The organism is Rubrobacter tropicus, from assembly GCF_011492945.1.
In the GTDB taxonomy this organism is placed as follows: Bacteria; Actinomycetota; Rubrobacteria; order Rubrobacterales; family Rubrobacteraceae; genus Rubrobacter_D; species Rubrobacter_D tropicus.
The window spans coordinates 905,227-922,253 of sequence record NZ_CP045119.1 but is presented as its reverse complement, the minus strand read 5'-3'; the positions used below and the strand labels follow the sequence as shown (position 1 = coordinate 922,253).

Below are 17,027 nucleotides of genomic sequence, written 5' to 3'. Positions count from 1 at the left end.
ATGTAACATATTACATCTTAGATGAGGTCATGGTCAAGGGGGTACAATTCCGGGCGAGTTGTGGAGAGGTGGGGGTTGGATGCCGGTACCGGGAGACAAAAAGCGTTTGAGCAAGGTCCTCATGCGGGAGGAGGTCTACGCGGACCTGCGGGGTTGGATCATCGACGGCACGTTGGAGCCCGGGGAGAGGTTGCGCGACGCCGAGCTCGCCGAGGCGCTCGGCGTGAGCCGGATGCCGATCCGGGAGGCGTTCTTGCGGCTGGAGGACGAGGGGTTGGTGGAGACTTCGGCCAATCGCTGGACGCGGGTGGCCCACGTGGACGTGGAGCAGGCCAAGAGGCTCTACCCCGTGATCTTGACGTTGGAGAGCCTCGCGATACGGCTCGCGGCGCCTCGCATGGGCGAAGAAGAACTGAGGATGATGACCGAGACCAACGAGCGGCTCAAGGAGGCCCTAAAGGCGGCCAGCCCCGTGGCGGCCTCAGAGGCCGACCGGGCCTTTCACCGGGTCTTCGTGCAGAGATCCGACAACCCTGAGCTCGTCAAGATCCTGGACGGCGCGAAAGACAAGCTCCGCCGCGTCGAGGTGGCGTACTTCGAGGAGGGCATGATCGCCGAGCGCTCGGCGATGGAGCACACCGACATCCTGGACGCCCTGAAGAGGGGCGATACGGAGCGCGCCGCGCGCGCGGTGGAGGACAACTGGCGCGGCAGCCTGGAGAGGCTGCTGGAGCAGCTGTCCGGTGTCCCCACAAAGAGCCCGGCCCCGTAAGGACGCTCAACGGTGTCCCCCGGCGGGATGCTCGACGGCCCGCCAGAACACGGTGTCGTGGCCCGGGACGAGCCTGGCGTCCAGGCGGTCCCGCTCCCCCAGCAGCCTGCGTAGCGACGCCTCCGCGCGTCCGGCGTCCGAGGGGTCCGCGGTCGGGCCCGGCGGCACGCGGTCGTTCAGGTTCTCGGCGAGGTCGGCGGCGTCCATGGCCAGAAGCCAGGTGCCCGTCTCGGGAAGGTCGACCCGGTAGGACATGTGTCCCGGCGTGTGGCCCGGTGTGGAGAGGGCGTGGACGCCGGGCGCGAGTTCCGCGTCACCGTCGAGCTCGCGCCAGCCTATGCCGGCGTCGACGTAGTCGGGGCGGTAATAGGCTTCGCCGAGACCGGCCCTCTCCCGGGCGAAGAGGAGTTCTTCGCGCTGGACGGAGATCGGGACGCCCGCCTGCGCGAGGTGGCGCAGGCCGCCGGTGTGGTCGACGTGCAGGTGGCTGACGGCGGCGAGGGCGAAGTCCCGGGGTCGCAGGCCTACCCTTTCCAGGGCGGTCAGGAACGGGTCTTCGCCGACGCCCCAGGGCTGTTCTTTGGAGGCGTAGATCCCCGTTCTGGAGGCCTCGTCTTCCAGCAAGGCCCGGCCGATGCCGGTATCCAGGAGGACCCGGCCGATTTCCGTCTCGACGGCGATCCCGATAATGGGGCACCAGATGATCCCGTCCGCAGCACCCCGCACGGAGATGGACTTGGGCGACGGCTCCGCCCCGTAGTGGAGCATGAACATCCGGGTGGCGGTCTTCTTGGAGGTCACGGGGTTACCAGTCCCTGTGGGGAAGCTCGACGCGCCGCCCGGAGACGAAGACCGCCCGCACGTCCGAGAGGCGTCCCGGATGTGTGACCACCAGGTCGGCGACGGCGCCCGGCGCGACGCGTCCGCGGTCGGGGGCGAGCTTTGGGACGGCGTCCGCGGGGGCCGAGGTCATCAGGCGGACGCCCTCTTGTATAGAGATGGCCCCGGCTTCGGCGGCCTTCTCGGCAACAAGAAGCATGGGGTCCCAGAAGCCGCCGGCGTAGTCCGTGGAGATCAGGTCGACCAGGCCATCCGACAGGAGGCGGAAGGTCACGTCCGGGGTCGGGTGGAACTCACGGGCGGAGAAAGCGTCGCCGGACATGATGTCGATCCAGGCGCCCTTGTTTCGCAACTCCTTCGCGCGGCGGGCGGCGTCGTCGGGGTCGTGGATCTGGAAGTTCGAATGGCCCGCGATCACGCGCCCACCGAGCTCCTCGGCCGCACCGGCCACCACCTCGAACGTCCCCGGAGTGTGGTGCAAGACCAGCGGGTCGTCGAAGTCCTTCGCCGCGGCGATGGCCTCTTCGAGCGACTTCCGGGCGAGCTTGCGCCACTCCAGGGTCGCCTCGTGGAGTCCGAAGAAGGCTTCCGTCTCGCCCGGGTCTACGCCGTACCCGGAAAGAAGATCCCCAACCCGCGCGCGGTCCCCTCCCTCCGCGGCGAGGCGCAGTTCGCGGGCCTCCTCCATCGTGACGCGTACGCCGTACCGGGACCGGAAGGTCTCCGGGATCAGGGTGTAGTCCGACCAGTGGGCGTCGACCCCGGGCCCGGCCTCCCCGATGGCCGGCGCCCCGCGCCCCAGCATCTTCTCGACCGTCCAGCGGTGCCGCCCCTTCACCCCCCCGAACGAGAACGGTCCCTCCGTGGCCCATTGAAGGTGCGTGGGGGTATGCAGGGTCGCGACCTTTACGGTCAGAGGATGGAAGCGGGACGAGGCGACGGCTTCTTCCACCGTGGCGAACCCGTCCACGTTGAGCGCGGTGGTGACCCCCTGGGTCAGCAGCCTGTCCAGGTTCGCCCGAACGCGGGCGTCGTCGAGGGGCGGCTCGCCCACGATCATGAGCGGCCCGCGCGTGAGACCGTGGACGTGGTGGTTGATCACACCGGGCAATACAAACCCGCCCCGCGCGTCGATGACCGGCGCACCCCGGTCATAGTAGGGCGCGCGCCGGGGGACCACATCCGTAACCAGGTGGTCCTCGACCACCACGGTAACGTCTTCCCGGGGCGGCGCCCCCGTCCCGTCGACAAGCGTCGCGCCGATGATCAAAGTCCGCAAAGAGAGCTCCCTTTGGAGGTTTCAGGCATCAGGCTACAGGTATCAGGCAAGAGAACTTGCGGGAGGCGTCTGTCTTGCGCGCTTCTGTTGCATGCTCGCACCCCTGAAGCCTGTAACCCGAAACCCGATGCCTTCAAGTTGCCATCATCCCCCCGTCTACGACTAGCGCCTGGCCCGTTATGTAGCTGGAGCCGCTTCCGGCCAGGAACGCGATGGCGGGCGCCACTTCTTCGGGCTTGCTCTGGCGGCCGAGGGGGACGCCTCTGAGGACTTCTTCTTCGGCCCCTTCGCCGGCGTGTTCCCAGAACGGCCTGTTGAACGGGGTGTCGACCCAGCCGGGGCAGACGCAGTTGACCCTGATGTTTTCGCCGGCCAGCTCGTCCGCGAGGCCGCGGGTCATGTTTACGAGGCCGCCCTTGGAGGCGTTGTAGGCTACGGAGCCGCGGGTGCCGCGAAGTCCTCCGGCCGAGGCCATGAAGATTATGGAGCCACCGCCGCGGCGGCGCATGGCGGGGGCTGCGTGCTTGGCGAGCAGAAAGTTGGCCGTCAGGTTCAGCCGCAGGTGCCGCTCGAAGAGGTCCACCGAGAGGTCTTGCAGGGCGCTCGTCCGCAGGAGGCCCGCGTTTCCGAAGACGACGTCGAGGCCGCCGTATTCCCCTTCGGCGGTCTCGATCAGCGCCCGGATGTCCTGCTCCGCGCCAACGTCGCAGCGGCGGGCGAGGGCGGAGCCTCCGCCGGACTCGATCTTCCGAACCACCTCGGCCGCGCCCTCTTCGTTCACGTCGCCTATGACGATGCTCGCGCCCTCCTTCGCCAGCAGGATCGCTGCGGCGCGGCCTATGCCGGTGGCCCCCCCCGTGATAAGGGCTACTTTTCCTTCGAGGCCGCTCACGGTCCGACCGTCCAGCCGCCGTCCACGACGAGGCTCTGGCCCGTTACGTAGCGGGAGAGGTCGGAGGCGAAGAAGACGAAGGCGGAGGAGATCTCCTCGGGGCTCCCCATTCGGCCAACTGGAATGCGCCCGACGACCTCGGCCTCTACTTCCCCGGCCGTCACGCCCCTGGCCTCGGCCCGCTCCTCGACGAAGCGCCGGAACAACTCGGTGTCGACCTGGCCCGGGCACACGGCGTTGACGAGTATGCCGTGCGGGGCGAGCTCGGCGGCGAGCGACTCGACGAGGCCTATCGCCCCGAACTTGGAAGCCGAGTACGAGCCGTTCTCCCGCCCCCCACGCCGCCCGAAGAGGGAGGAGGTGACGACGATCCGCCCCCCTCCCCCCCTCTCCACCATCCTTCGCCCGAACGCCTTGCAACACAGAAAAGCGCCGGTCAGGTTCACGGAGAGGACGCGCTCCCAATCTTCGCGGTCCGTCTCGAGGACCGGCGTCGGGCGGATGATACCGGCGTTCGCCACCAGGACGTCGGTGCCGCCAAGAAGCTCATCGCACGCCCGGGCCGCCTCCTCGACCGAGGCCTCGTCCGTGACGTCGACGGCGACGGCCGCGGCCTCGTGGCCCGCCTCGCGCAGGCCGTCGGCCGCCGCCTCCGCGTCCTCGGCCCTTACGTCCCCGATCACGACGCGCGCGCCCTCCTCGCAAAAGCGCCGCGCGACCGCGAGCCCGATGCCCCTCGCGCCGCCCGAGACGAAGGCCGTCTTACCTTCGAGCAACATGGTCCGTATTCAAGCCTATTCGATTCGGGCGAGCACGGTGCCGACGTCGACCGTCCGGCCCGCCTCCACCAGGATCTCCTTCAGGACGCCGGACTCGGGGGCTTCGAGGTCGGCGTCCACCTTCTCCGTCTCTATGATGGCTATGACGTCCCCCTCCTCGACGCTGTCCCCGGGCTTTTTGACCCACTCGGAGATCGTGCCGTCCTGCATGGTCATGCCCCATTTGGGCAACTCCACGTCGTGCAAGAGCGCTCCTCTCTAGACCGTGGCGGTCGCCAGCGTGGACCGGATGGCCGCCGATATCTTCTCGTCGTCGACCAGCACCCGCTTCTCCAAGACCGGCGAGAACGGCACGGGCACGTCCTCCCACGCCACCCGCCGCGGCGCCGCCTTCAAGGAATCGAAGGCTTCTTCGGAGACGATCGCCGCGACCTCCGAAGCCGCGCTGCACGTGATGCGCGCGTTGTCGCAGACCACCAGCCGACCGGTCTTCCGTACGGAATCCAGTATGGTCTTCTTGTCGAGCGGCACCAGCGTCCGCGGGTCGACCACCTCCACGGAGACGCCCTCGTTCTTTAGCTTGTCGGCCACCCTCAGCGCCCGGTTCACAAGAGCGCCTATGGCGACCACCGTCACGTCCTCGCCCTCGCGCTTGACCTCGGCCTCTCCTAGCGGGATCTGGTACGGCCCGTCCGGCACCGGCCCCCTGGTCCCCCCGAGCACGGCATCTTGAAAGAAGACCACGGGGTTCGGGTCCTTTATGGCCGCGTGCATGAGCCCCTTCGCGTCACGCGGGCTACCCGGCATGACCACTTTCAACCCCGCGACGTTCATGAGCATCGGGTGCGGGTTTTCGGAGTGCTGGGCCGCAGCGGAGCCCGACGGTCCCGAAGCCGTGAAGTAGACGATGGGCAGCGAGACCTGACCGCCGCTCATGTACGGCAGCTTGGCGGCCTGGTTGGCGACCTGGTCCATGCTGACGTAGAAGAACGAACCGACCATGAGGTCCACGACGGGCCGCATCCCGGCCGCCGCCGCCCCTATACAGGCGCCTACGAAGGTGGCCTCGGAGATGGGCGTGTTCTTTACCCTCTCGTCCCCGAACTCTTCTATGAGGCCGCGGGTGGCCCCGATGATGGAGCGGTCGACGTCTTCCCCGATCACGACCACCGTTTCGTCTTCGCGCATCGCGTCGCGCAGGCCCTCGTACATCGCTTTTATGAAGTAGATCGAACGCTCCTCAGCCACCGAGAACCTCCTTCTGCAACCCGGGCCTCTCCCCGTAGAACAGATGCGCGAGCGCCTCTTCGGGGTCGGGGAAAGGGCTCTGTTGGGCGAACTCCAGGGCCTCCTCGACCCTCCGCGTCTCCTCGGCGTCGACCCGGGCCACGTCGTCGGCGCCCATCACGCCCCACTCCGTCAGGCGGGCCCCCAGGGCGGCTATTGGGTCCTTCTCCCGCCACTCGGCCATCTCCTCCTCGGGACGGTACTTGCCGGAGAAGACCTCCTCGCCCTCGTTGTGGCCGTGCCAGCGGTAGGTCTTCGCCTCGATCAGGCTGGGCCCGCCACCCGCCCTCGCGAGCCTGACGGCCTCAGCGACCGCCTCGTTGACCGCGAGCACGTCGTTCCCGTCCACCCGCGCCGAAGGGATGCCGAAAGCCCTGCCCCTGTCCGAGATGTCCCCCGCGGTCAGCTTCTCCGTCGCGGTCCACTCGGTGTAGCCGTTGTTCTCGCACATAAAGATGACCGGCAGCTTCCAGATCGCCGCCAGGTTCATGCTCTCGAAGAAGACGCCCTGGTTGGAGGCCCCATCCCCGAAGAAGCTGACCGTAACGTAGTCCCGCCCGAGTTGCTTGTCCCCCCACGCCGAACCGACCGCTATAGGAATCCCGCCGCCAACGATCCCGTTTGTCCCCATCACCCCGAGCCCGAAGTCCACGGTGTGCATCGACCCACCCTTGCCCCGGCAGTAGCCGTCGACCTTGCCCAAGAGCTCCGCCATCATGCGCCTGACCTCGGCCCCCTTGGCTATGACGTGCCCGTGACCCCGGTGGGTCGACGTTATTCGGTCCTCCCTCTTTAGCGCCGAACAAGCCCCGACCGCCACGGCCTCCTCCCCGATATAAAGGTGCACGAACCCGGGCAGCTTCCCCCGCTTGAAGAGCCGGGCCAGCTTCTCCTCGAAGCGCCGGATCCTGAACATCAGCCGCAACATCTCGACCAGCTTCTCGTCCCCAAGCTCAGCCCGTACCCCGCCATCCCTCATCCATCGCCTCCCGCCCCACGTCGAACCCGACACCGGTTCCAGCTAATTTGGATGTAGTATATTGCATACAGGACGGCCGGCGTCAAGAGGTGGCGGGGTCTTTGGGAGCATAAAGAGCTCGGGGCTTTGCGGAGCTTAGAACGTCCGCACGGCCGGATTGGAAGCGGCTTCCTCGACATAGATCTACCAATCGAAGGTCTCGAAGGTGGACCCCAAGAAGGACTCTCCGATCCGTATCGGCGGTAAGAGGGCATGTCCACCGGAAGACCGCGGAGGATCCTGGGCTTACCAAGAGCTACTGAACCTCGCCGCCAGCCCGTTCAGAGACTGCGAACGTCGCCGGACCCAAGAGATCCTCGGCAGAGGCTTCGATCCGGAGGCGTTCGACCGCGTGCGGTCAACGTCCTGCTGCAGGAGCGCGTCCAGCGGCAAGCGGCGCCGGCGGGTGTCTCCCGTGGGCCGTCCTCTTCGAGGCGCGTACTGAACGGTCACGAATCTTGCGCCCGAAGAACCCTAATTCTCGCGGCTCGGTTAGTAAGTTCGGGGACTAGCACTTTCGGGCGATGTGCCCGCGTCGCGGCCCTGATACGGTTGTGGCTATCTCCGTCGAGATGGCGGGGTGATGTGGGGAATTTGCGAGGAGGTGAGCGGGCATGGCGGAGATGCGCGTCGTTACGCTGACGGGGGCGGATGCGTCGATCGAGGATTCGCTGGTCGAGCGGTTCGGGGCCGGGTTGCGGGGAGAGGCGATCCAACCCACAGACGCCGCCTACGAGGAGGCGCGGCGGATCTGGAGCGGTCTGATAGACAGGCGGCCCGCGCTCATAGTCCGGTGCGCAGGCGTGGGCGACGTCGTTGACTCGGTCGACTTCGCACGGGAGCATGATCTCCTCGTGGCGGTGCGCGGCGGGGGGCACAACGTCGCTGGCAACGCTGTCTGCGACGGCGGGTTGGTCATAGACCTCTCGCCCATGAAAGGGATACGGGTCGACGCCGAGCGGCGCGCGGTTCGCGCCGAAGCCGGGGCGACCCTCGGCGACCTCGACCGCGAGACGCAGGTCTTCGGGCTGGCGACGCCCCTCGGCGTGGTCTCGGAGACGGGGATAGCGGGTCTCACTCTGGGCGGCGGCATCGGCTGGCTCAGGCGCAAACACGGCCTCTCCTCGGACAACCTCCTCTCCGTGGACGTGGTCACGGCGGATGGGCGCTTGCTCACGGCGAGCGAGACCGAGAACGCCGATCTCTTCTGGGGAATCCGGGGCGGCGGCGGGAACTTCGGCGTCGTTACTTCGTTCGAGTACCGCCTGCATCCCGTAGGCCCGGAGGTCACGTTCTGCTTCGTGCTTTATCCCGGTGACAGGGCGAAGGAGGTGCTGCGTTTCTGCGACGAGTACGCGGCCCAGGCTCCCGATGAAGTGAGTCCTCTCGGGGTGCTGGGGCGGGTTCCGCGGGTGGACCTCTTCCCGGAGAATTGGCACGGCGAGCAGTTCGTCGCGCTCCTGGCGATGCACCCCGGTGGGGCCGAGGAGGGCGAGCGGGCCTTGAGGCCGCTGCGCGATCTCGGCGCGCCCATCGCGGACCTGAGCGCGCGGATGCCCTACACCGAGGCCCAGAAGGTTCTGGACGAGGACTACCCGGACGGGTGGCACTACTACTGGAAGTCGGTGAACGTGGACGGGTTGGAGGACGAGGTGATCGAACGCCTCGTGCAACATGCGGAGAACGCGCCTTCCGATTACTCCACGATAGACGTGTGGTACCAGGGCGGGGCGATGGGGCGCGTCGGTGCGGACGAGAGCGCTTTCGGCGACCGCAGCGCGCCCATCCTGCTCGGCATCGAGGCGAACTGGGAAGCAGAACCGAAAGAAGATGGGGCGAACATCGTCTGGGTCAGAGATTGTTTCTCCGACATGCGGCGCTTCTCCAGCGGCGGGATGTACCTGAACTTCCCCGGCTTCCTGGAAGAAGGGGACGGGTTGCTGCGCGGCGCCTTCGGCGAGAACTACGAACGGCTTGTCGCCCTGAAGAACCGCTACGACCCGACCAACCTCTTCCGCCTCAACCAGAACATCAAGCCGACGGCGTGAGCGGGTAACGGGGCATTCGGGATCGGGCCGATGCTCGAAGCCGGCTACGCGGACGTGGAGGTTCTGCCAACAGGAAAAGACCCCTGGCGCTTCTAGCGCCTCGTCACGACCGCAACATCCTCCGGGGGTGAGTGGGCAAGGATCAAAGCGGACCAGAGTACCCGGACAACGAGCGCGGGAGGAGGTTTATCGAGTAGCGAGATCGCATCAGACGGGGGAAGATCAACGACGAGTCGGAAAGGAGGAGAGAGTGGCTTACCGGCTCGAAGGACGCATACTGGAGGTCTGCGACTGCAACGTACTGTGTCCGTGCTGGATCGGCGAGGACCCCGATAACGGCACCTGCGACGCGGTGGTGGCGTACCACATCGATGCGGGGACGGTCGACGGGGTGGACGTCTCGGGGCGCACCTTCGCGAGCGTAACCCACATACCCGGCAACATCTTCCAGGGCGACTGGAAGGTTGCCGCCTTCGTGGACGACGGGGCGACGCCCGAGCAGCAGGAAGCGATGCTGAACGTCTTCACCGGCAAGCTCGGGGGCCCGCTAGAAGACTTCGCGCGGTTGATCGGCGAGGTCGTCTCGGTCGAGCGGGCGCCGATCACCTTCACGGTCGAGAAGGGCAAGGGCTCGCTGAGGGTCGGCTCCGGCCCGGCCCCGGTCGTCGAGGCGGACATGGACTCTTACGTGGGTGCTACCGAGAAACCGACCACGTTGCAGGAGACCGTGTTTTCGACCATCCCCGGCTCGCCCGCGTACGTGAGCAAGGCCGCGAAGTACCAGAGGAATTCCTCCAGCTATGGGCTGAAGGACATGGACATCTCGAACAACAACGCGATTCAGGGTCACTTCAGCTTCGAGGCGGCCTGAAGGTGAAGGGCGGGAGCATCTTCGGCTCCCGCCCCGGCTTTGATCTTCTGAGAGAAAGTTGAAACTCCGTGTGGGCCGCGCCGCGCGACGACCATAACAGGCTCTTTTTCGTCCTGATGGCGACGCTGATCGCCCTCGCCTGGCTGGCGCTGTGGGCGTGGGGACGGTCCCCCGGTGGGCTGTTCTACGGGCACCACGACTCCACCGCGTTCGCGCGTGGCGGCTCCTTCGTGCTCGTGTTCGTAATCGGTTGGACCGTAATGGTGGTCGCCATGATGCTACCGACCAGCCTGCCCCTGATCACGCTGTTCCGCACCATCGCCCGCCAGCGGCGGGATCGCGCGCTGCTGGTCGCGCTACTCATCGCCGGCTACATAGGAACCTGGACGCTGTTCGGCGGTGTCGTCTACCTCGGCGGTTGGGCTTTGCACCGGCTAATCGGGCAGAGCGGGCTGCTTGAGGCCAACACATGGGTTTTGGGGGCGGGGATCATAATGCTGGCCGGCCTCTACCAGTTCACGCCGCTGAAGTACAAGTGCCTGGAGAAATGCCGCTCCCCCTTGAGCTTCGTCACGGAGCACTGGCGGGGAAACCGCGAGAGATCTCAAGCGTTCCGACTAGGGGTGCATCACGGGCTGTTTTGCGTCGGGTGCTGCTGGTCTTTGATGCTCTTGATGTTCGTGGTCGGGGCCGGGAGTCTCGGCTGGATGCTGGTGCTGGGGGCGGTGATGGCCGTCGAGAAGAACGTCTCCTGGGGACGGAGGATCGGTGCTCCGCTCGGCGTAGTGTTGCTGGGTTTTGGCTTGACGCTCGGGATAGCGCCGGCGCTGCAATCTTCCGCCAGGATCCCGCTGGCTCCCGCAAACGACTCCGCCGTGAGCGGGACCGCCAACTTCACCGATACGTCTGGCGGAATCGAGATCCGGCTCGATGTCGAGGGCTTGCCCGACCCCGGAGCGATGTATTTGGCCCACATTCATCCTGGCTCTTGCGCCGGAGAGCCGGCGGGAAACGACGAAAACCACGGACGCCACCAAGACCACGGCCATCATAGTGACGCCGGGGAGATCGAACATCCCCTGACGCCGGTCGTGTCGGGTACCAGCGGCGATGGGTCGAGCGACACCGTCATAGAGGGATTCACGGTTGCCCAACTCTTCTCCGGCGGGGAGTCCTACGTGAATGTCCACGCGGAATCGTACGGTTCCCAAGGGCCGGCGGTCAGCCTCGCGTGTGGCGATTTGGGGAGGCGGTGAGCGGCACCCACGGAACAGCGAACCGTTGACCACCAGCCGGTTCACGGCAGGATCGGCCCGACGACCTGCGGGAAGCGTGGGAAGGAGAGAACGGCAAATGGAGACGATCACCTCCAGAGACGGCACGCCGATCGCTCACTGGCGCGGCGGAGAAGGCCCCCCGCTGGTGTTGGTCCACGGGACTGCCGCCGATCACAGCCGCTGGAATCCGGTTCTCCCGGCGCTCGAGGAACACTTCACCGTCTACGCGCTCGACCGCCGGGGGCGCGGGAGCAGCGGCGACGCCGACGGCTACGCCATCGAGCGGGAGTACGAGGATGTAGCGGCGATGGTGGACTCCATCGGAGAGCCGGTGCACGTGCTGGGCCACTCTTACGGGGGGTTGTGCGCGCTCGAGGCCGCGCTGCTCACCCGGAACGTTCGGAAGTTGGTGCTCTACGATCCGGGGATCGAGGTGGCCGGCGAGGAGATCTACCCGTCCGAGGTCATCGAGCGGATGGAGGCGATGCTCGCGGCCGGCGACCGGGATGGGGTCATCGTCACCACGATGCGCGAGGTCGCCGGGCTGCCGCCCGAGACGGTGGAGTACATGCGGTCGCTGCCCGTGTGGCAGGCACGAGTGGATGCCGCGCACACTATCCCGCGGGAGCTGCGAGCGGTCAAAGGCTACGGGTTCGAGCCGGAGCGGTTCGGGGATCTCGAAGCTCCGACGCTGCTGTTGAGCGGGGGCGAGAGCCCGGCCGCCATGAGAAAGGCCGCGGAGGAGGTGGACGGGTCGCTGCCGGACTCCCGCGTCGTCGTCATGCCCGGACAGGGACACTCGGCGATGGACACCGGCACCGGGCTGTTCACGTCCGAGGTGCTGACCTTTGTGTACGCGACCAAAGGAGGAGGCTGAAGGTGGGAGAGCACGTGCGTGCAGGCGACCTCGACATCTGGACCGAGCAGGTGGGAGAGGGGCCGGACGTCCTGCTTATCGGCGGTCTCGGCGACACCGTCGAGTCGTGGCAGTTTCAGCTCGACGGGCTCGCCGACCGCTACCGCATGACCGCGTTCGATAACCGCGGAGCGGGCCGAACTGCGATGCCCGAAGGGCCCGCCTCGGCGGCGGTGATGGCGGACGACGCGGCCGCGGTTCTGCGGGCGCTCGATGTGCCCTCCGCCCACGTCGCCGGCTTCTCGATGGGGAGCGCGATCGCGCAGGAGCTGGCGGTCCGCCACCCCGAGCTCGTCCGCAGCCTCGTCCTCAACAGCACCTATGCCCGCCCCGACGCGCTGTTTCGCTCGCAGCTCGACTTCTGGCGCTGGCTGCCGGAGGCCGCGCCGAGCGGGCGCGCCTTCTTCGAGGCCTTCTTCACGTGGGTCTACACGCCGCGCGCGCACGCGGACGGCTCGGTAGCCGGGATCGTCGAGGAGGCGCTGAATTTCGCGCATGGGCAGTCGACCGGGGCCTTTCAGGCTCAGGTCGACGTCTGCCGCGAGCACGACACGACCGACCGCCTCCCGCAGATCGCCGCGCCCACGCTGGTGCTGGCGGGGGAATTCGACGTCATACTGCCGCCCCGGTTCGGCCACGCCGTCGCCGATGCGATACCCGGCGCCCGCTTCGAGGTGCTGCCCGGCGAGGCCCACCAGCCCTTCCAGGAGATCCCCGACAAGTGGAACGCCCGCGTCGACGCCTTCTGGCAGGAGGTCGAGGCCCGAAACTGAGGCTCGGATGGTCAGCGCGTGGGAAGCCGCGAAGATATCTTCGGGAAGAAGCCGCATTCGTAGCTTTGTGGCACCTTCCGTGGCGAGACAAGCCGCCGAGGATAGCGGAAAAGGAGAGATCCTGGCGGACCTGCGAGGGCGGAAAAATCCGGGGACCACCCCTCGGCAGCTCTTCGGCGACCGTCTCACGACCGCGGCGCTTGGCGACACCGTTCTGTCGAGTACCCCCGCCTTCTTGTGCCCCCCTCTCTCGCGGTCATTTGGGGTGGAGCGCGTGAAACCCCGCCTTTGGGTCCGGGGCGCGTGGCGGGGCTTAGGCCGGCCGCAAAGACCGGCTTGTTGCATCTTGTGGTCCTTTCGCGTTAGGCGGTCTTGCCCGGCCGCCCTCCGGGGCCGACGCGCCCAAAATACGCAGATCTGCCGGTGGCCGCGCCCCGCGCTCGGGCTAGCATGCCCCGAGGGGGCAAACGCGGCCCCGGCAAAAGGAGGCGAAATTGCGACTGCTAAACGACATCCACCACCTGACGTTCGTCACGTCCGACATGGAGCGGCTGATCGCCTTTTACGGGCGCGTCTTCGGGGCGCGGGCGACGGTCGACCTGGAAGAAGAGGGCCTCCGGCACGCCTTTATCGAGGTGGGACCGCACACGGTCTTGCACCCCTTCCAGGTGCCCGACGTCGAACCGCCGGGTCCCCTGCCGATGTTTCGGCGCGGCCGCCTGGACCACTTCGCGCTCAGCGCGGCCAGCGAGGAGGCGTTTTGGGAACTTCGCCGACGCGTCGTCGCCGAAGGGGTGGGCGACGGGGCGGTTACGGACATGGGCTCGCTACTGAACTTCGGCTTCACCGACCCCGACGGGGGCGAGCACGAGATCGTGTGGGCCAAGCCGGGCGTCCCCGTCGAGGCCGGCCTGAAGCACGCCGAGTGGAGCACCGCCGAGATACCCTAGAGCGGTTTTCGGAAGCTCGTCGCTCCCGAAAACCGCGCCGTCAGCCATCAGCCCGCTCCGGCCTGCTTCACAGGCCTGCGCTCTCAGCTATCAGCCTTTTTGTCCCTGGCTGAAAGCTGATCGCTGATAGCCTTGCAAACAGTCTCACTCTCTCTGCAAATCGCTTTAGGCTTCGAAAATCGACGGCCGCCCCCTGACCTCCCTGCGGCCCGGTCCCGCCACGCGTCCCACACGTTCCGGCGGGCACGAAAAGTTGGTGCCGTTGCTTGGCCTTTACTCCACGAAGCCGTTCTCCCTGAGCCACCGGCGGGCTACTTCTTCGGGGGACTTGCCCTCTACTTCGACGGCGTAGTTCAGGTCGAGGAGGGTCTGTGTGTCGAGTTTTTCGGAGATGGGGGCGAAGAGCTCGCGAAGTTGGGGGTACTGGTCGAACATCTCGCCGCGGATGGTCAGGGCTGGGTTGTAGACGGCGAAGAAGTCCTCGTCGTCTTCCAGGGGCTTCAGGCCGGATTCGCGGAGAAAGCCGCTGGTCGTAAAGACGACGCCGAAGTTGCAGATCTCGGCCTCGTCCGTGGCCCCGTAGACCGCGTCCAGGGATACCTCGACCAGGTTCTCCTCGGGGAACTGGAAGCCGTAGGCCCTCTCCATGCCGGGCAGCCCGTCGAAGCGGGTGCGGAAGCCGTCGTCGTTGTTGAAGCAGAGCGTCGCGTCTTGCGGACGCTCCTCGACCAGCCGCGCCAGGTCGGAGATGTTCTGTACGTCGAGATCTTTACGGGTCTTCTCGCTCGCGGCTACGGCGTAGGTGTCGTTGCCCGGCGCGGGTTCGAGCCACCGGATGCCGTTCTCTTCGAGGTCCCGTTTGGCGACGGCCTCGTACTGTTCTTGCGGATCGGGTATGGAGCGGGTCTCGGAGAGGTGGACGAGCCAGCCGGTAGCCGTGTACTCCCAGTAGAGGTCGATCTCGCCGCTCTCCAGCGCCTGGCGGACGGCCTCGTTGCCGCCGAGGCCGGTCCTGTCGACGACCGTGGCGTCGGCGGCTTCGAGGGCCTGGATGGTGATGCTGCCGAGGACCTCCTGCTCGGTGAAGGCCTCGGAGCCGACGGCGAACTGGGCGTCACGCTGCGTGCCGCTCAACCGGAACTGGTCAGGGGTAATTTTGTTCTTTGATTCTCCATCTCCCCCGCCAGCCCCGCAGCCCGCGGCCAGAGCGACGAGGACGGACGCGACAAAGAGCGCCGGAAGCAGTAACTTCGGGCGCGGCATCAACGGTCCTCCGGTCCCAGACCGCCCGTGTTCGGCCGCCCTTCTTGTCCCCGCAGCGGGTTCTCGGCGGTGAAAGCCTGGCCCGTCACCGGTCCGCCCGGGGGGGACGTTCCAGGACGGCGCCGGATCGTGATGCCCCGGTCTTCCCGTTCCTCGCGGTCGGCCTCTCGGGCCTCCGAGCGGAGGTGCTTGAAGAACGCCACGCACATCAGGACCATTATCACGGCGAAGGGAACGCCGGTGAGGACCGAGGCGGATTGCAGGGCGCCCAGGCCGCCGGCGACGAGCAGGATGCCGGCGATGGCGGCCATTGCCACGCCCCAGGAGAGCTTGATCCACCGCTTCGGTTCCCGGGGCCCGCCGGTGGAGAGGCTGCCGAGGACGATGGTCCCCGCGTCGGCGCCGGCGACAAAGAAGATCCAGAGCACCGCGAGCGTCAGGATCGAGAGCGGCAGGGCGAGCGGGAACTGCTCCAGAAAGACGAACATCCCGCTCGCCGGGTCGCTGACCACCCGGTCGGCGATGCCGCCGCCCTGCGTCCTGTCGAGGTAGAGGGCGGAGCCGCCGAAGACCGCTATCCAGACAAAAGTGACGACGCTCGGGCCTATGACGGTGCCGAGGACGAACTGGCGGATGGTGCGCCCGCGGGAGATCCTCGCTATGAACAGGCCGACGTAGGGGCACCAGGCGATCCACCACGACCAGTAGAAGACCGTCCAGGAGCCGAGCCAGGCGTTGTCCTGATCAAAAGAGTTCATCCTCATGCTCATCGGGATCAGGCCGCCGAAGTAGTCGCCGAGCCCTTGCGTCAGGGCGCCGAGCTGGACGGCCGTAGGTCCTATGACGAGGAAGATCACGAGAAGCACGCCGGCTATGTACATGCTGATCTGGCTCAGGTAGTTCACGCCTTTCTCGACGGCGGTCGAGGCCGAGATCATGAACGCCACGGTGGTGACGCCGATAACGACGAGCTGCGCGACCACCCCGACGGGGGTCCCGAAGGTCTGGCCGAGCCCCGCGGTGAGCTGAAGCCCCGCCTGCCCGAGCGCCACGGCGACCCCGAAGAGCACGGCTATGACGCTCATCACGTCTATGGTCTTGCCGAGCGGCCCGTCCACCCTATCCCCGAAGAGCGGCCTGAAGACGGGGCTTATGAGGCCGGGCTCGTCCCTGCGGAAGCTGAAGTACCCGACGACGAGCCCGACGACGGCGTACATGGCCCACGGATGAAGCGCCCAGTGGAAGTAGGAGTACTGGATGCCCAGCTGGGCGGCGTCCGTCGAGCCGGCCTTGGCGAGCCCGAACGGCGGGTCGTTGTAGTGGGCCAGGGGTTCGGCCACGCCCCAGAAGATCAGGGCCGGCCCCATCCCCGCCTGGAAGAGCATCGCGAACCACGCGAAGGTGCTGAACTCGGGCCTTTCGCCTTCTTTACCGATCCGCAATTTCCCGTAGCGGCTGAGGGCGAGAAAGACGACGAAGATCAAAAAGAAGTTACCCGCCAGCAGGTAGAACCACCCGAGGTTCGAGACGACCCAGTCGAAGATGGCCTGCGTCACCGCGCCAAAGTTGGCCGGCGCCAACGCCCCCCACAAGATAAAGCCGAGCGCGAACGCGGCCGAAACCCAGAATACTGCGCCGACCTGGGATCTCTCTTCCCGTGCCTGTTGCATACGAACCCCTCTCTTATCAAACCCCCGGCGACCCATCTTCCGGTTTACCGGCTTCGCTCCTGCACCAAAATATGCATTGCTCCCAAATAAAAAACGTAAGAACGGGCCCGACCGGACCGGGGGTGCGACAGAGCGCCGCGGCAGAAACGCTGCGAGCCACGCCCGGGCCGAAGGCCCTCCGTGAGCGAAGCGGCTCAGGAACGTCCCGGATATGTTACCCGAACGCTCATCAGCCCGCTACGCCCTGTCGGGCTCCGCTCTCAGCACGTTCCGCCCTACGGGCTCCACTTTCAGCACGCTTCGGACTGCTCCGGCTTCGCCTCCGCGGGCCTCGCTTTCAGCCCGTCAGCTTTTGCCGTCAGAGGCGTGACCGGGCCGCGCTTTGCGCTGCC

At 66.8% G+C, this 17,027-nt stretch carries 17 protein-coding genes; 8 read left to right on the top strand and 9 right to left on the bottom strand.

Annotation, left to right across the window (positions count from 1 at the left end; translation table 11 throughout):
• Positions 1-79 precede the first annotated feature (79 nt).
• Entirely contained in the window at positions 80-772 is a 693-nt protein-coding gene (locus GBA63_RS04350) for a GntR family transcriptional regulator (RefSeq protein WP_166173797.1), read from the top strand.
• Between the two features lie 6 nt (positions 773-778).
• Here the strand turns inward: GBA63_RS04350 and GBA63_RS04345 are convergent, their stop codons facing one another.
• From GBA63_RS04345 to GBA63_RS04315, 7 genes are all read right to left on the bottom strand, one after another.
• Positions 779-1,573: an N-acyl homoserine lactonase family protein gene (locus GBA63_RS04345; RefSeq protein WP_166173795.1), complete on the bottom strand. Its 795-nt coding sequence runs from the start codon at positions 1,571-1,573 to the stop codon at positions 779-781.
• Between the two features lie 4 nt (positions 1,574-1,577).
• Positions 1,578-2,891 carry an amidohydrolase family protein gene (locus GBA63_RS04340; RefSeq protein ID WP_166173793.1) on the bottom strand — a complete coding sequence of 438 codons (1,314 nt, stop codon included), beginning with the start codon at positions 2,889-2,891 and terminating at the stop codon, positions 1,578-1,580.
• 133 nt (positions 2,892-3,024) lie between these two features.
• A complete protein-coding gene (locus tag GBA63_RS04335) occupies positions 3,025-3,783 on the bottom strand; it encodes an SDR family NAD(P)-dependent oxidoreductase (protein ID WP_166173791.1) in 759 nt (252 codons plus the stop codon).
• On the bottom strand, positions 3,780-4,562 hold the full coding sequence (locus tag GBA63_RS04330) for an SDR family NAD(P)-dependent oxidoreductase (protein WP_166173789.1): 783 nt from the start codon (positions 4,560-4,562) through the stop codon (positions 3,780-3,782). The genes GBA63_RS04335 and GBA63_RS04330 overlap by 4 nt, the downstream gene beginning before the upstream one ends.
• A gap of 15 nt (positions 4,563-4,577) precedes the next feature.
• Positions 4,578-4,799, bottom strand: a complete 222-nt coding sequence (locus tag GBA63_RS04325; protein WP_228282454.1) for a biotin/lipoyl-containing protein — start codon at positions 4,797-4,799, stop codon at positions 4,578-4,580.
• 21 nt (positions 4,800-4,820) lie between these two features.
• Complete coding sequence (locus GBA63_RS04320; RefSeq protein WP_166173785.1) at positions 4,821-5,810, bottom strand: alpha-ketoacid dehydrogenase subunit beta; 990 nt, start codon at positions 5,808-5,810, stop codon at positions 4,821-4,823.
• Positions 5,803-6,828, bottom strand: coding sequence for a thiamine pyrophosphate-dependent dehydrogenase E1 component subunit alpha (locus tag GBA63_RS04315; protein WP_166173783.1), 1,026 nt, complete (start codon positions 6,826-6,828; stop codon positions 5,803-5,805). The genes GBA63_RS04320 and GBA63_RS04315 overlap by 8 nt, the downstream gene beginning before the upstream one ends.
• 205 nt (positions 6,829-7,033) lie before the next feature.
• On the opposite strand from GBA63_RS04315, the gene GBA63_RS24260 reads away from it, so the two are divergent.
• From GBA63_RS24260 to GBA63_RS04280, 7 genes are all read left to right on the top strand, one after another.
• Complete coding sequence (locus GBA63_RS24260; protein ID WP_166173781.1) at positions 7,034-7,312, top strand: plasmid pRiA4b ORF-3 family protein; 279 nt, start codon at positions 7,034-7,036, stop codon at positions 7,310-7,312.
• 169 nt (positions 7,313-7,481) lie between these two features.
• Positions 7,482-8,915: an FAD-binding oxidoreductase gene (locus GBA63_RS04305; RefSeq protein ID WP_166173779.1), complete on the top strand. Its 1,434-nt coding sequence runs from the start codon at positions 7,482-7,484 to the stop codon at positions 8,913-8,915.
• A 250-nt stretch (positions 8,916-9,165) separates the two neighbouring features.
• A complete protein-coding gene (locus tag GBA63_RS04300; RefSeq protein WP_166173777.1) occupies positions 9,166-9,786 on the top strand; it encodes a DUF1326 domain-containing protein in 621 nt (206 codons plus the stop codon).
• Between the two features lie 68 nt (positions 9,787-9,854).
• Positions 9,855-11,042: a copper chaperone gene (locus GBA63_RS04295; protein ID WP_166173775.1), complete on the top strand. Its 1,188-nt coding sequence runs from the start codon at positions 9,855-9,857 to the stop codon at positions 11,040-11,042.
• Between the two features lie 97 nt (positions 11,043-11,139).
• Entirely contained in the window at positions 11,140-11,940 is an 801-nt protein-coding gene (locus GBA63_RS04290; RefSeq protein ID WP_166173773.1) for an alpha/beta fold hydrolase, read from the top strand.
• Between the two features lie 2 nt (positions 11,941-11,942).
• Complete coding sequence (locus GBA63_RS04285) at positions 11,943-12,752, top strand: alpha/beta fold hydrolase (protein ID WP_166173771.1); 810 nt, start codon at positions 11,943-11,945, stop codon at positions 12,750-12,752.
• Positions 12,753-13,246: 494 nt separating this feature from the next.
• Positions 13,247-13,702 (top strand): VOC family protein, encoded by a 456-nt coding sequence (locus GBA63_RS04280; RefSeq protein ID WP_166173769.1) that lies wholly within the window; start codon positions 13,247-13,249, stop codon positions 13,700-13,702.
• A gap of 273 nt (positions 13,703-13,975) precedes the next feature.
• Here GBA63_RS04280 and GBA63_RS04275 read toward each other — a convergent pair whose 3' ends face one another.
• Entirely contained in the window at positions 13,976-14,965 is a 990-nt protein-coding gene (locus tag GBA63_RS04275; RefSeq protein WP_166173767.1) for a glycine betaine ABC transporter substrate-binding protein, read from the bottom strand.
• On the bottom strand, positions 14,965-16,635 hold the full coding sequence (locus tag GBA63_RS04270; protein WP_166173765.1) for a BCCT family transporter: 1,671 nt from the start codon (positions 16,633-16,635) through the stop codon (positions 14,965-14,967). The genes GBA63_RS04275 and GBA63_RS04270 overlap by 1 nt, the downstream gene beginning before the upstream one ends.
• Between the last annotated feature and the right edge of the window lie 392 nt (positions 16,636-17,027).

Excerpts from the sequence above, each read along its gene's own strand:
- GBA63_RS04350 (WP_166173797.1), top strand. The coding sequence starts at position 80 with ATGCCGGTACCGGGAGACAAAAAGCGTTTGAGCAAGGTCCTCATGCGG.
- GBA63_RS04290 (WP_166173773.1), top strand. The coding sequence starts at position 11,140 with ATGGAGACGATCACCTCCAGAGACGGCACGCCGATCGCTCACTGGCGC.
- GBA63_RS04315 (WP_166173783.1), bottom strand. The coding sequence starts at position 6,828 with ATGAGGGATGGCGGGGTACGGGCTGAGCTTGGGGACGAGAAGCTGGTC.
- GBA63_RS04275 (WP_166173767.1), bottom strand. The coding sequence starts at position 14,965 with ATGCCGCGCCCGAAGTTACTGCTTCCGGCGCTCTTTGTCGCGTCCGTC.
- GBA63_RS04305 (WP_166173779.1), top strand. The coding sequence starts at position 7,482 with ATGGCGGAGATGCGCGTCGTTACGCTGACGGGGGCGGATGCGTCGATC.
- GBA63_RS04270 (WP_166173765.1), bottom strand. The coding sequence starts at position 16,635 with ATGCAACAGGCACGGGAAGAGAGATCCCAGGTCGGCGCAGTATTCTGG.
- GBA63_RS04330 (WP_166173789.1), bottom strand. The coding sequence starts at position 4,562 with ATGTTGCTCGAAGGTAAGACGGCCTTCGTCTCGGGCGGCGCGAGGGGC.